We start from the raw sequence: 13,513 nt of genomic DNA, 5'->3' as shown, positions 1-13,513 counted from the left end.
GCCGTCCACGCCAGGGACGTCTTGATATCCTTCGCGCCCCATGGCCGCTGAAGACGCCATCCAGCAATCCAAAGCGCGGATCGAGACGCTGTTCGCTCCCATCGACGGCGGCGTCGGCGCCGACGTCACCTACGACGAGGCGTTCGAGTCCCTCAAGAACGAGGTCGACAAGCTGCAGTCGCTCGCGGGCGGCAAGGTCGACTGGTCGCGCATCTCCACCGGCGCCGACGAGATCCTGAGCGAGAAGTCCAAGGACTTCCGCGTCGCGCTCTACTACGCGGCGGCGAAGGCGCAGCTCGACAGGCTCCCCGGCCTGCTCGACGGGCTCGTGCTCGTGCAGGAGCTGAACAACGCGTTCTGGGACACGATGTACCCCGCGCTCCGGCGGCCCAAGGCGCGCGGCAACCTGTGCGCCTGGTTCGGCGATCTCGCGGCCTCGACGCTCGCCGGCGTGACGCCCTCCGCCGCGGAGCGCGACGTGGTGAACGCCCTCGACCAGGTGAGCCGCGCCGTCGACGTCGACCTCAGCGACCGGCTCGGCGACGCGTACGGCGGCCTCGGCCAGCTCCGGAGCGCGATCCGCAGCCTCGTCGCAAGCCTCCCCGCCGAGGCGCCGCCGCCTCCTCCTCCGCCGCCACCACCACCTCCTCCTCCGCCGAAGGCCGCGCCGCCGCCGAAGGCCGCCGAGGCGGCGCTGGTCCAGGCGCCCGCGGCGACCGCGGTGGTCGTCACCCCGCCGCCGCCCCCGCCGCAGGTCATCGCCACGACCGACCCGGCGCTCAGCGTCGAGGCGATCGTCGACGAGGACTCCGCGCTCACCGCCCTTGGCCGCTGCGCGCCGCTGATCGCGCGCGCGGGCGACGCGCTCCGGGCCGCGGATCCGAAGCGCGCGGCCGCGTACCGCATCCTCCGCGTCGGGCTCTGGGTCGACCTGCTCGACGACCCCGGGGCCGCGTCCCAGAACGGCACCACGGCGATCCCGCCGCCGCCCGAGCACGTGCTGCGCACGCTCCCGGCGCTGACGAGCCAGGGGGCGTTCGCCGACCTCCTGCCGGTCGCCGACGAGTACGCCCAGAACTACCCCCTGTGGCTCGATCCGCACCGGTACGCGGCGAACGCGCTCGAGCAGCTCGGCGACGACTACGCCGAGGCCCGGCGCGCCGTGCTCGTCGAGGTGGGCGCGCTCATGCTCCGCGCGCCGCTCCTCTCCAACCTCAAGTTCAGGGACGGCACGCCGTTCGCGGACGCCGACACGCAGGCCTGGCTCGCGAACGAGGTGGCGGCCGCCCTCGGCGGCTCGGGCGGAAACGGCGCCGGGGCCGCGGCGAAACCGCGGAGTTACCTCGACAAGCCGCTCTCCGAGGCCCGCGGGCTCGTCGCGAACGAGCAGCCCGTCGACGCGATGGTCCTCCTCGAGAAGGCCGCGGCCGCCGCTCCGTCGGCGCTGGACCGCTTCCGCGTGCGGCTCGCGATGGCGCAGATCAACATCGATCTGTCCCAGTTCCTCGTGGCGCGCGCGCAGCTCGAGGCGCTGGAGCAGATCGTCGAGCACCACCGACTCACCACCTGGCAGCCGGATCTCTGCGCGGAGCTCTACGCCGCGCTCCATACATGCTACCGGGCGCTGAACGACGGCTACGACGCCACCCCCGAGGCCAAGGCGAAGGAGGCGCTCTGCTTCGAGCGCGTCTGCCAGCTCGACGCTGCGCTCGCCCTGAAACTTTCGCTGGGGGCATGAGGGGACCGGCGGGGGTGCGCGAGGACGGGGTGCGCGAGGACGGGGTGCGCGAGGACCGGGTGCGCGAGGACCGGGTGCGCGAGGACGAGGACAGGGCGGATGCGCGTCGCGCTGAGAAGCTTGCCCGGGGGGCGGGGGTTTTGGTCTATGCTCGTGCGGCCTGCGGGCGCTCCGCCCGCTGCTGACGGGGAAAGGAGCCTGCGATGAAAGAGGGATCGGTCGCGCCGAAGGAGCGCGTGAACATCACGTACAAGCCGGCCACGGGGAACGCGAAGGAGGACGTCGAGCTGCCGCTGAAGATGCTGATGCTCGGCGACTACACGCAGCGTCCGGATCCGCGGCCCCTCGAGGACCGCAAGCCGATCAACGTGGACAAGGACAACTTCCAGAAGGTCATGAGCGAGCAGAAGCTCGCGCTCACCTTCAACGTCAAGGACGTCCTCTCCGAGCAGGAGAACAGCGAGCTCACGGTCAACCTCAAGTTCCGCCGGCTGAGCGACATGGAGCCCGAGGCGATCGCGAACCAGGTGCCGGAGCTCAAGAAGCTGCTCGACCTGCGCGCCGCGCTGACGGCCCTCAAGGGGCCGCTCGGGAACGAGAAGGCGTTCCGCAACAAGATTCAGCAGATCCTGAGCGACCCGGCTCAGCGCAACAAGATCGTGAGCGAGCTCGGTCTCGACAAGGAAGGGGAGTGAGCGATGGCGACAGAGACACAGGCCGCGGGGCGCGCAGGCGTCCAGACCCTGGAGGGAGGGTCCCTGCTCGACGAGATCCTCGCCGAGACGAAGATGACGCCCGGCGACGAGGGGTACGAGATCGCCAAGCGGGGCGTGCAGGCCTTCATCTCGGAGCTCGTCGCCCCGCGGCGCGAGGGCGAGAAGGTCGACAAGGCCTTCGTCGACGCGCTGATCGCGGAGATCGACGTCAAGCTCTCGCGGCAGATCGACGAGATCCTCCACCACCCCAGCTTCCAGAAGCTCGAGTCCGCCTGGCGCGGCCTCAAGTTCGTCATCGACCGCTGCGATTTTCGCGAGAACATCAAGGTCGAGATGCTCAACTGCTCCAAGGAGGACCTCCTCGCCGATTTCGAGGACGCCCCCGAGGTGCCGAAGAGCGGCCTGTACAAGCTCGTCTACTCGGCGGAGTTCGGCCAGTTCGGCGGCAAGCCGGTCGGCGCGATCATCGCGAACTACGAGTTCGGGCCCGGCCCCCAGGACATCGCGCTGCTCCAGAAGTGCGCCGCCGTGGCGGCGATGTCGCACGCGCCGTTCATCGCGGCGGCCGGCCCGCAGTTCTTCGGCCTCAAGGACTTCATCGGGCTGCCCAACCTGAAGGACCTGAAGGCGCTCCTCGAGGGGCCGCAGTACACGAAGTGGAACGCGTTCCGCGAGACCGAGGACGCGCGCTACGTCGGGCTCGTGATGCCGCGCTTCCTGCTCCGCCTGCCCTTCGGCGCCAACACCGTCCCGGTGAAGGCGTTCAACTACGACGAGGACGTGGTCGGCAAGCACGACGCGTACTGCTGGGGCAACGCGACATACGCCTTCGCCACCCGGCTCGCCGACAGCTTCGCCAAGTACCGCTGGTGTCCGAACATCATCGGCCCGCAGGCGGGCGGCGCGGTGGAGAACCTGCCGCTCCACCAGTACGAGGCGATGGGCGAGATCCAGACGAAGATCCCGACCGAGATCATGCTGACCGAGCGGCGCGAGTTCGAGCTGTCCGAGGAGGGCTTCATCGGGCTCACGTTCCGCAAGGACTCGGACAACGCCTGCTTCTTCTCGGCCAACTCGGCGCAGAAGGCCAAGTTCTACGGGCAGAGCGAGGAGGGCAGGGCGGCCGAGATGAACTACCGGCTCGGGACGCAGCTGCCGTACATGTTCATCATGTGCCGCATCGCGCACTATCTGAAGGTGCTGCAGCGCGAGCAGATCGGGACGTGGAAGGAGCGCGCCGATCTCGAGAAGGAGCTGAACGACTGGATCGGCCAGTACGTCGCCGATCAGGACGTCGTCTCCGCGGCGACCCGCGGGCGCCGGCCGCTCCGCAAGGCGAGGATCATCGTGACCGAGGTGCCGGGGAACGCCGGCTGGTACAAGGTCGACATGCAGGTGCGCCCGCACTTCAAGTACATGGGCGCGTTCTTCACGCTGAGCCTCGTCGGCAAGCTCGACAAGGAGTGAGCGGCCGGCCCCGGCACCGCGCTGCCCGCGCGGTGCCAGGCCGACCGCGCTGCGCGCGCGGCGCCAGGCCGCGCAGCGCAGGCCGCGCCGCGCAGCGGGCGAAAGGTCCGCAGCGGGCCGGGGGCGCACGCATCGCGGGCGACGGCGCGGCCCCGGCCGCCTCCCGGATCGCCGCTGGAACGAGCCCGCCCGCCGGCGTAGGCTCGGACGATGAGGAAACTCTCAAGGATCTGCGTATATTGCGGGTCGAGCCCCGGCGCGTCGCCGGCCTACCGCGCGGCGGCCGTTCAGGTCGGGGAGCTCCTGGCCGCGCGAGGGATCGGGCTCGTGTACGGGGGCGGCCACGTGGGGCTCATGGGCGCGATCGCCGACGCGGTGCTCGCGGCCGGCGGGGAGGCGATCGGCGTCATTCCCCGCTTCCTCAACCAGCGAGAGATCGAGCACCGGGGCCTGACGGAGCTCCACGTCGTCGAGACGATGCACGAGCGCAAGGCGAAGATGGCCGCGCTCTCCGACGCCTTCATCGCCCTGCCGGGGGGCATCGGGACGCTGGAGGAGCTGTTCGAGGTGTGGACCTGGACGCAGCTCGGCTCTCAGGAGAAGCCGGTCGGGTTGCTCGACATCGCCGGGTATTACCGGCCGCTGATCGCCTTTCTGGATCACGTGGTGGCCGAGCAGTTCCTCAAGCCGGGCCACCGCGCGATGCTCCAGGTCGAAGGTGACGCCGAGGCGCTCCTGGGGCTGCTCGCCGCCTGGCGCCCGAGCGTCGAGCACAAGTGGATGGCGCCCGACGAACGGTAGGCGCGTCGCTCGACTCGACATCAGGAGCGAGGTTCATTCCGTCGACTCGAGCGCTTTTCTCATCCGCTGGACGGATCCCCGCGTCGTCGCGGGCGTGAATCGTCGGCGCCCGGAGGCGCATCGAAGGGCGCGGCGCAGATTGCATCTTTTGTGAAGGGCCCGCAGGAAGCGCCCGAACGCGGCGCATTTTGCCTCATCTGTGGCAAGTTCGCTCGGTCTCGCGTCCAGCGACCATGGCGCCGGCGAGCGTACTTCGATGTTCAGCGCTCTGCCCAGCCCATGTAGCGGATTGCCGCGCGTTTTCACGGCGCCCGTCCGGCCTGGCCGCGATGTCCCCGTCAAGGGCTTCATCCCGTCGTCGGCCCGTAAATTGCTAAACTAAAAGCGCTAAAAAACGGCGCGGTACATTCCCAATTTCACAGAAATCGGAGACAAGATGAAGCAGGCCGGGCCCGATCTCATCTGTTTGTCGCACCTGCGCTGGAACTTCGTCTTCCAGCGGCCGAACCACTTGATGAGCCGCTTCGCGCAGGAGAGGCGGGTTTATTTCGTCGAAGAGCCCGTGTTCGAGGACGGGCCCCCGAGGCTCGAGGCGAGACACATCGAGGCCAATCTCACCATCGTCGTCCCCCACCTCCCCCACCGCACCGAGCAGGAGGAGGCCCTCACGCAGCAGCGCCGCCTGCTCAACGCCTTCGTGCGGGAGCAGGACATCCGGCAGCCGATCCTGTGGTTCTACACGCCGATCTCGCTGCCGATCGCCGCCGACGTGGAGCCGTCGCTCGTCGTCTACGACTGCATGGATGAGCTCTCTGCCTTCCGCGGCGCCCCGCCGCTCCTCCGGGAGCGGGAGCGCGAGCTCTTCGCGCGCGCCGATCTCGTGTTCACCGGCGGCCAGAGCCTCTACGAGGCGAAGCGCGCCCACCACCCGTCGGTGCACGCCTTCCCGAGCAGCGTCGACGCGGCCCACTTCGCGAAGGCGCGCGCGCAGGCCGAGGACCCGGACGACCAGCGCGACATCCCGAGGCCGCGACTCGGGTTCTTCGGCGTCATCGACGAGCGGCTCGACGTCGAGCTCGTCGCCCGCGTGGCCAAGGAGCGCCCCGACTTCCAGCTCGTGATGCTCGGGCCGGTCGTGAAGATCGACCCGGCCACGCTGCCCCGGCGGCCGAACATCCACTGGCTCGGCCAGAAGTCCTATCAGGATCTTCCGGCCTACCTCGGCGGCTGGGACGTCGCGCTCATGCCGTTCGCGCTCAACGAGGCGACCCGGTTCATCAGCCCGACGAAGACGCTCGAGTACCTCGCCGCGGGCAAGCCGGTCGTCTCCACCGCCATCCGTGACGTGATCACGCCCTACGGCGAGAAGAGGGCGGTGCACATCGCCGACGCCTCCACGTTCGTCGCCGCGGTGGAGGCGGCGCTGGCAGGTCCGCGAGAGGAGCACATCGCGATCGCGGACGAGATGGTGAGCGCGACGTCATGGGACAAGACGTGGCGCGCGATGTCGAAGCTCATCGCTGACGCACTCCAATCCAAGCGTCCGGCGGCCGTCCGGGCGGAGGGGAACGTACCGTGTTCGACGCTCTGATCGTAGGTGCTGGGTTCGCTGGCAGCGTGCTCGCGGAGCGCCTTGCCTCGCAGATGAACAAATCGGTCCTCCTGTGCGACAAGCGGCCGCACATCGGCGGCAACGCGTACGATTACTACGATGACGCCGGGGTCCTCATCCACAAGTACGGCCCCCACATCTTCCACACCGCGTCGCCGCGCATCTTCCGCTACCTGTCGCAGTTCACGGAGTGGCGCCCGTACGAGCACCGCGTGCTCGCGCACGTCGACGACAAGCTCGTCCCGTTCCCGATCAACGTGGATACGGTCAACGCCCTCTACGGGACCAGCTACTCGCCCGCCGAGGTCGAGGCGTTCTTCACCCGCGTCGCCGAGCCGATCAAGCACTGCCGCACCTCCGAGGACGCGGTCGTCAGCAAGGTGGGCCGGGAGCTCTACGAGAAGTTCTTCCGCAACTACACGCGCAAGCAGTGGGGGCTCGACCCGTCGGAGCTCGACGCCTCGGTCGCCTCGCGCGTGCCGGCGCGCACGAGCTACGACTCCCGGTACTTCACGGACGAGTTCCAGGCGATGCCGCTGCGCGGCTACACGCGGATGTTCGAGAACATGCTGGATCACAAGAAGATTCGGATTCTCCTGAACACGGATTACCGCGATGTCATGAACGAGGTGAGCTTCAGGGAGATGATCTACACCGGGCCGGTAGACGCGTTCTTCGACTTCCGCTACGGGAAGCTTCCCTACCGCTCCCTGGAGTTCAAGTTCGAGACGCATGACACGGAGACCTTCCAGCCGGGCGCGGTCGTCAATTACCCGAACGAGCACGCGTATACCCGCATCACGGAGTTCAAGTACCTCACGGGGCAGCAGCACCCGAGGACGAGCGTCGTGTACGAGTTCCCGAGGGCCGAGGGCGACCCCTATTACCCGGTGCCGCGGCCCGAGAACGCGGAGCTCTACCGGAAGTACAAGGCCCTCGCCGACGCGACGCCGAACGTGCGCTTCGTCGGGCGGCTCGCGACGTACCGGTACTACAACATGGACCAGGTCGTGGGTCAGGCGCTCGCCACCTTCGACCACATCCGCGAAGCCAAGCTCGACGGAGCAGCGGTGACCGTCGCTGCCTGAACGGACCCATGCCTCGACAGCACCTTGCACAGATCGGTATCCCAGGTTCGGTGCCGCCGCCGGCGGACAGCGGCGGCGCCCGCGGCTATCCGCGCCCGCTGCTCCGGCGAGAAGGCTGGACCTCGCTGAACGGAGCGTGGGAGTTCGCCCTCGATCCCCGGGCGGAGTGGAGCTCCCCGGCCGACGCGCGCTTCGACAGGACGATCGAGGTGCCGTTCGCCCCGGAGACGCCGCGCAGCGGGGTCGGCGAGACCGGCTTCTTCAAGGCCTGCTGGTACAGGCGGCAGGTCAAGGTGCCGGAGCTCGACCCCTCCGAGCGGCTCATCCTGCACTTCGGCGCCCTGGACTACCTGGCCAGGGTGTGGATCGAGGGCAGCTTCGCCGGCGAGCACGAGGGCGGCTACACGCCGTTCGAGCTCGACATCACCGAGCACGTGAAGGGGCGCGAGAGCGTCACGATCGTGGTGCAGGCCCACGACGATCCGAACGACCTCGCGAAACCTCGCGGCAAGCAGGACTGGAAGCTCGAGCCTCACTCGATCTGGTACCCGCGGACGACGGGGATCTGGCAGGCGGTGTGGCTCGAGCGCGTGCCGCGCATGCGCGTCGAGTACCTCCGGTGGACCCCGAACCTCGAGCGCTGGGAGATCGCGGTCGAGGTCCGCGTGGCCAACGCGCCGGTGGAGGGCGCGCGCGTCGGCGTGCGGCTGCGCGTCGGCGACATGACGATCGCGAACGACCAGTACACGGTCGTGGCCGGGGAGGTCCACCGGCGCATCACGCTCTCCGACCCCGGCATCGACGACTTCCGCAACGAGCTCCTGTGGTGCCCCGAGCGCCCGACGCTGATCGACGCCGACATCGTCCTCTACGACCAGTCCGGGATGACGATCGACCGCGTGAAGAGCTACACGGCGCTGCGCTCGGTGGCCGTCCGCGGGGACCGCTTCCTCCTGAACGGGCGGGCGTACGTCCTCAGGATGGTGCTCGATCAGGGCTACTGGGAGGGCACCGGGATCACCGCGCCCGACGACGAGGCGCTGCGCCGCGACGTCGAGCTCACGAAGCAGATGGGCTTCAACGGCGCCCGGAAGCACCAGAAGATCGAGGATCCGCGGTACCTCTACTGGGCGGACAAGCTCGGGCTGCTCGTCTGGGAGGAGATGCCGAGCGCCTACCGGCACACGCGCAAGTCGATCGAGCGGCTCGCGCGGCAGTGGCTGGAGGCGATCCGGCGGGACATCAGCCACCCGTGCATCGTCGCGTGGGTGCCGTTCAACGAGTCGTGGGGCGTCCCGAACCTGCCGGACAACCCGAACGAGCGGCACTACGTGCAGGCGCTCTATCACCTCACGAGGTCGATGGACTACACGAGGCCGGTCATCGGCAACGACGGGTGGGAGAGCGTGGCGACCGACATCATCGGGATCCACGACTACGATCCGTCGCCCGAGCGCATCGCGCGCCGCTACTTCGCGCACGACGTCGTGCCCAAGCTGCTGAAGCGGGAGAGGCCCGGGGGCCGCGCCCTCGTGCTCGACCCGTCGGTCAGCCACGAGACCGCGATCGTGCTGTCGGAGTTCGGCGGGATCGCGGTCGCGCCCGGCAACGGCGACGGCGGCACGTGGGGGTACTCCGCGTGCAGGACGCCGGAGGAGTTCGCCGAGCGTTATACGAAGCTGATGAAGGTGATAAACTCCCTCGAGCTGCTCGCCGGCTTCTGTTACACGCAGTTCGCCGACACGTACCAGGAGGCGAACGGCCTCCTCCGCGCCGACCGCACGCCGAAGTTCCCGCTGCACAAGATGGCGGCGGCGACGCAGGGGTTCCCGTTCGTCGGCCCGAACGAGACGCCCTCGACGTTGAGCGACGGGGGGCTCGCGGACATGCCGGCCCTGGCGGACATGCCCGGGCTCGTGGACATGGGTGCGCCGCGATGACCGCGCGCGGGCAGGGCTTCGAGGCCGTCTTCGGCCGCCCGGCGAAGCTCCTGGCCGAGGCGCCTGGGCGCGTGAACCTGATCGGCGAGCACACCGATTACAACGGCGGGTACGTGCTGCCGACGGCGATCCCGCAGAAGACGCGCGTCGAGATCGCGCCTCGGGACGACGGGCTCATCCAGGTCGTGACGGAGAACGTCGACGGCGGCGCCCAGCTCTCGTTCCGCGCCGGCGAGGAGGCGCGCCGCGGCCTGTGGCTCGACTACGTGCAGGGCATCACCGCGGTCCTGCGCGGCCGGGGCGTGTCGATCCCCGGCTTCGACGCGAGGATCGCGTCGTCGGTGCCGCTCGGCAGCGGCCTGTCGTCGAGCGCCTCGCTGCTCGTGGCGCTCGCCCGCGCCCTGCGGGCGATGCTCGACCTGTCCATCGACGACGTGGAGATCGCCCGGATCGCGCACGCGGCGGAGCACGACTTCGTGGGCGCGCCCGTCGGGACGATGGATCAGATGGCCGCGAGCCTCGCCGACGAGCGCACGGCGCTGTTCCTCGACACGAGGACGCTCGCGTTCGAGCGCATCCCGCTGCCCGCCGAGGCCGAGCTGCTCGTCGTGAACTCGGGGGTGGCGCACCAGCACGCGAGCGGCGACTACAAGACGCGTCGCGCGGAGTGCGAGCGCGCCGCCGCGCTGCTCGGGGTGCCGCAGCTCCGTGACGTCGACGCGGCGGCCGAGCAGCGCATCGCGTCGCTGCCGGCGCCGCTCGACCGGCGCGCGCGCCACGTCGTGACCGAGAACGCCCGGGTGCTCGCCGCCGTGGCCGCGCTCCGCGCCGGGGATCTCGGCCGCCTGGGCGAGCTCTTCGACGCGTCGCACCGGTCGATGCGCGACGACTTCGAGGTGTCGGTGCCGGCGGTCGACGCGCTGGTGGAGAGCGCGCGGGCGCAGCCGGACGTCTTCGGCGCCCGGCTGACCGGCGGCGGCTTCGGCGGCTCGATCGTGGCCCTGGTGAAGCGCGGCTGCGCGGCACAGGTGGGCCGGGCCGTCGTCGAGGCCTACGCGCGAGCGCCGGCCGCACAGGGCCGACGCGCGACGGTGCTCGTGGGAGGGGCGGCCCCGTGAGCGGGCGCTCCGGGATCGCGCTCTGGGCCGGCGTCGAGTGCACGGTCAACCGCGTCGGCGACCGGTACTTCGACCAGCTGGAGCGCACGGGCCACCACGGCCGCATCGCCGACCTGGACCTGCTCGCGGAGCTCGGCGTCAAGGCCGTCCGGTACCCGGTCCTGTGGGAGCGCACGGCGCCGGACGGCCCGCGGAGCGCCGATTTTTCGTGGGCAGACGAGCGCCTCCACCGGCTGCGGGAGCTCGGCATCGACGTGATCGTCGGGCTGGTCCACCACGGCAGCGGGCCGCCGTGGACCAGCCTGATGGAGGACAGCTTCGCGACCGGCCTCGCGGAGTTCGCCGGCGCCATGGCGGAGCGCTACCCGTGGGTGCGCGACTTCACGCCGGTGAACGAGCCGCTCACGACCGCGCGCTTCAGCGCGCTCTACGGGCACTGGTACCCGCACCGCCGGGACTCGGCCTCCCTCATGCGCGCGCTGCTCGTGCAGACGCGCGCCACCGCGGCCGCGATGCGCGCGATCCGGCGGGTGCGCCCGGACGCGCGGCTCGTGCAGACGGAGGACTTCGGCGCGATCGCCAGCGCGCCCCGGCTCGCCTACCAGGCGGCGTTCGAGAACCACCGGCGCTGGCTGAGCCTCGATCTGCTGTACGGGCGCGTGGACGTCGCGCACCCGCTCCACCAGCACCTCCTCGACTGCGGCGTGCCCGACGAGGAGCTCGCGCGGCTCGCGGCGGAGCCGTGCCCGCCGGACGTGATCGGCGTGAACTACTACCTGACGAGCGATCGGTTCCTCGATCACCGCCTCGATCGCTACCCCGCGTGGACGCACGGCGGCAACGGGCGCGACGCGTACGCCGACGTGGAGGCGGTGCGCGTCCGGGAGGCGGGGATCGTCGGCCACCGCGAGGTGCTGCGCGACGTGTGGCGGCGGTACGCGACGCCGATCGCGATCACCGAGGTCCACCTCGGGTGCACGCCGGAGGAGCAGATCCGCTGGCTGGTCGAGGCCTGGGAGGGCGCGCGCGCGGCCCGGGCGGAGGGCGCCGACGTGCGGGCGGTGACGCTGTGGTCCGCCTTCGGGGCCTACGACTGGGACAGCCTGGTCACCCAGCCGCGCGGCCATTATGAACCGGGGGTCTTCGACGTGCGCGGGCCCGCGCCGCGGCCCACGGCGCTCGCGGTGGTCGCGCAGGAGCTCGCGTCCACCGGCCGCACGGAGCACCCGCTCGCCGGGGCGCCGGGCTGGTGGCGGCGCGACGAGCGGGTGCTCTACGGGGCGCCGCGATCGACGGAAGCGGCGCTGGCGGGCGGGTAGGCCGGCGTTCCAGCCGTGCTCTCCGCTCCGGGGGGAGCGGCGGGGCGATACCCTGGCGTCATGAGCCATGGTTCGTGGACTGCTGGGATGATCGCGGCGCTGGCCTTTCCCCTGGCGATGGAGGCGAGCGCGGACGCGTGCGGCATGCCGTATCCCGGCCTGACGGAGGTCTTTCCGGAGAGCGGCGGGTCCACCCCGGGGAACGCCGCGCTCTTCTTCGCCGGCCACGCCCTCTCGCTGGACGCCGTGTCGGTGACCGTCGACGGCGAGCCGGCGAGCCTCGTGGCCGCGCCGGACGTGCCCGCGGCGGGCTACGACCTCGTCGCGCGGATCGAGCCGCCGCCCGGCGAGGGGCAGGCGATCGTGATCGAGGGCAGCTTCTGCCCGGACGAGGGGTGCGAGGCGACGCGGATCGAGCTCACGGCCGGCGCCGCGGACACCGAGGCTCCGCCGGCGCCGAGCGGGCTCTCGTTCGACCTCTACGACTATGCCGACTCCAGGCCGAGCAGCGGGAGCTGCGCGTCGCACAGCGATCTCGCGTGGTGGGTCACGGCCGAGGGCGAGGCCGCGGGGCCCGGCGCGTCCCCCGTGATCTACACGGTCGAGGCGTTCCGCGACGTCAGGTTCACGGAGCCGGTGTTCTCGACGAGCCAGCTCACGACCGCCGCGTCGGTGACCATGGCCATCCATCGGACCGTGGACGTGCTCGCCGGCATCGACGCCCCGACGGCGCTCTGCTTCCGGGCCACGGCGATGGATGCGGCCGGGAACGCCGCCGGCGAGGCCGTGCACGCCTGCAGGCCTTGCTTCTACAGGAAGGACCCGGAGACGGCGCAGGCGAGCTCCTCGCGGCCGTCCGAGCCGGCGTGGACGGAGGAGGACGTCTATCCCGGCGGAACGTGCGATTCAGGGACGGAGCCGGGCAGCGGCGGCGGCGATGGCGGCGGGGACGAGGACGCCGCGGTGCGCGGCTGCAGCTGCCGCGCCGCCGGCGAGCGCGGCCCGGGCGGCGAGGGGGCGCTCGGGGGCGCGGCGCTCGCGCTGCTCGCGTGCGCGACGCGGGCCCGGCGCAGGAAGCGCTGACGGCGAGCGCCCGTGCGCGCTCAGGGCGAGCGCCCGCCGCTCAGAGCACCCGCGCGAGCACCACGACCGAGTAGCCGACCGCCGGCTGCTTGCCGGGGTTGTTGTACGAGTGGCGCTGATCGCCGCGGAACACCGCGACGTCGCCGGCGCCGAGCGTGAACCGCTCGCCGCTGACCACGAGCTGGAGCTCCCCCGACTCGCACGTCAGGTACTCGCGGGTGCCCGGGGTGTGCGGGACGCCCGTCATGCGCCCGCCCGGCGGGAGCGCGATGCGATCCATCTCCATGCCCGGGATCGGATCCGGCAGGAGCTTGCGGACGAGCGCCTGGCCGGGGGAGCGCGTGGGCAGCGTGTCGCGCGCGTAGAGCTGGCACGTGGCGCGGGGCGCGGAGAGCATCTCCTCGATCGAGACCTGGAGCGCGGCGGCGGCGCGGTGGAGCACGCCGAGCGTCGGGTTCGCCGCGCCGGACTCGAGGTGCGCCCAGGTCGCCCGGGGCACGCCGGCGAGCTTGGCCAGCTGCTGCTGCGTGAGCCCGCGCGCCTCGCGCAGCTGCTTGATGTTCTTCGAGAGCCGCCCCGCGAGCTCCGCGTCGTGATCCATGACCGGAGATTAGCACGATTCCAAGATACT

The 13,513-nt window shown here is 70.9% G+C and carries 11 protein-coding genes; 10 read left to right on the top strand and 1 reads right to left on the bottom strand.

Features of this window, described 5'->3' with window-relative positions:
- The first annotated feature begins 40 nt into the window (after nucleotides 1–40).
- The 10 genes from tssA (at nucleotide 41) to WMF20_RS29540 (ending at nucleotide 12,882) form a co-directional block, all read left to right on the top strand.
- On the top strand, nucleotides 41–1,738 hold the full coding sequence (gene tssA / locus WMF20_RS29585) for a type VI secretion system protein TssA (RefSeq protein WP_437605255.1): 1,698 nt from the start codon (nucleotides 41–43) through the stop codon (nucleotides 1,736–1,738).
- 203 nt (nucleotides 1,739–1,941) lie between these two features.
- Complete coding sequence (gene tssB / locus WMF20_RS29580; protein WP_129577558.1) at nucleotides 1,942–2,433, top strand: type VI secretion system contractile sheath small subunit; 492 nt, start codon at nucleotides 1,942–1,944, stop codon at nucleotides 2,431–2,433.
- 3 nt (nucleotides 2,434–2,436) lie between these two features.
- Nucleotides 2,437–3,921 (top strand): type VI secretion system contractile sheath large subunit, encoded by a 1,485-nt coding sequence (tssC, locus tag WMF20_RS29575; protein ID WP_129577557.1) that lies wholly within the window; start codon nucleotides 2,437–2,439, stop codon nucleotides 3,919–3,921.
- Nucleotides 3,922–4,131: 210 nt separating this feature from the next.
- Nucleotides 4,132–4,722: a TIGR00730 family Rossman fold protein gene (locus WMF20_RS29570; RefSeq protein WP_437605254.1), complete on the top strand. Its 591-nt coding sequence runs from the start codon at nucleotides 4,132–4,134 to the stop codon at nucleotides 4,720–4,722.
- A 436-nt stretch (nucleotides 4,723–5,158) separates the two neighbouring features.
- Entirely contained in the window at nucleotides 5,159–6,313 is a 1,155-nt protein-coding gene (locus tag WMF20_RS29565) for a glycosyltransferase family 1 protein (protein ID WP_437605253.1), read from the top strand.
- Nucleotides 6,298–7,422 (top strand): UDP-galactopyranose mutase, encoded by a 1,125-nt coding sequence (glf, locus tag WMF20_RS29560; protein ID WP_437605252.1) that lies wholly within the window; start codon nucleotides 6,298–6,300, stop codon nucleotides 7,420–7,422. Before WMF20_RS29565 ends, glf begins: the two co-directional genes overlap by 16 nt.
- 50 nt (nucleotides 7,423–7,472) lie before the next feature.
- Entirely contained in the window at nucleotides 7,473–9,362 is a 1,890-nt protein-coding gene (locus WMF20_RS29555; protein WP_437605251.1) for a glycoside hydrolase family 2 protein, read from the top strand.
- Nucleotides 9,359–10,480 carry a galactokinase gene (galK, locus tag WMF20_RS29550; RefSeq protein WP_437605250.1) on the top strand — a complete coding sequence of 374 codons (1,122 nt, stop codon included), beginning with the start codon at nucleotides 9,359–9,361 and terminating at the stop codon, nucleotides 10,478–10,480. Before WMF20_RS29555 ends, galK begins: the two co-directional genes overlap by 4 nt.
- Entirely contained in the window at nucleotides 10,477–11,799 is a 1,323-nt protein-coding gene (locus WMF20_RS29545; RefSeq protein WP_437605249.1) for a family 1 glycosylhydrolase, read from the top strand. Before galK ends, WMF20_RS29545 begins: the two co-directional genes overlap by 4 nt.
- A gap of 60 nt (nucleotides 11,800–11,859) precedes the next feature.
- Nucleotides 11,860–12,882, top strand: a complete 1,023-nt coding sequence (locus WMF20_RS29540; protein ID WP_437605248.1) for a hypothetical protein — start codon at nucleotides 11,860–11,862, stop codon at nucleotides 12,880–12,882.
- 40 nt (nucleotides 12,883–12,922) lie between these two features.
- Here WMF20_RS29540 and WMF20_RS29535 read toward each other — a convergent pair whose 3' ends face one another.
- Nucleotides 12,923–13,483, bottom strand: coding sequence for an XRE family transcriptional regulator (locus WMF20_RS29535; RefSeq protein WP_129577549.1), 561 nt, complete (start codon nucleotides 13,481–13,483; stop codon nucleotides 12,923–12,925).
- Between the last annotated feature and the right edge of the window lie 30 nt (nucleotides 13,484–13,513).

Source organism: Sorangium sp. So ce834, from assembly GCF_051521425.1.
Taxonomy (GTDB): domain Bacteria; phylum Myxococcota_A; class Polyangia; order Polyangiales; family Polyangiaceae; genus Sorangium; species Sorangium cellulosum_D.
Note: the sequence above shows the minus strand (reverse complement) of the source record. Positions and strands in the feature narration are given on the sequence as shown.

Coding starts and splice junctions, on each gene's coding strand:
- WMF20_RS29540 (WP_437605248.1), top strand. CDS start 11,860: ATGAGCCATGGTTCGTGGACTGCTGGGATGATCGCGGCGCTGGCCTTT.
- tssB (WP_129577558.1), top strand. CDS start 1,942: ATGAAAGAGGGATCGGTCGCGCCGAAGGAGCGCGTGAACATCACGTAC.
- WMF20_RS29565 (WP_437605253.1), top strand. CDS start 5,159: ATGAAGCAGGCCGGGCCCGATCTCATCTGTTTGTCGCACCTGCGCTGG.
- WMF20_RS29570 (WP_437605254.1), top strand. CDS start 4,132: ATGAGGAAACTCTCAAGGATCTGCGTATATTGCGGGTCGAGCCCCGGC.
- tssC (WP_129577557.1), top strand. CDS start 2,437: ATGGCGACAGAGACACAGGCCGCGGGGCGCGCAGGCGTCCAGACCCTG.
- galK (WP_437605250.1), top strand. CDS start 9,359: ATGACCGCGCGCGGGCAGGGCTTCGAGGCCGTCTTCGGCCGCCCGGCG.
- tssA (WP_437605255.1), top strand. CDS start 41: ATGGCCGCTGAAGACGCCATCCAGCAATCCAAAGCGCGGATCGAGACG.
- WMF20_RS29535 (WP_129577549.1), bottom strand. CDS start 13,483: ATGGATCACGACGCGGAGCTCGCGGGGCGGCTCTCGAAGAACATCAAG.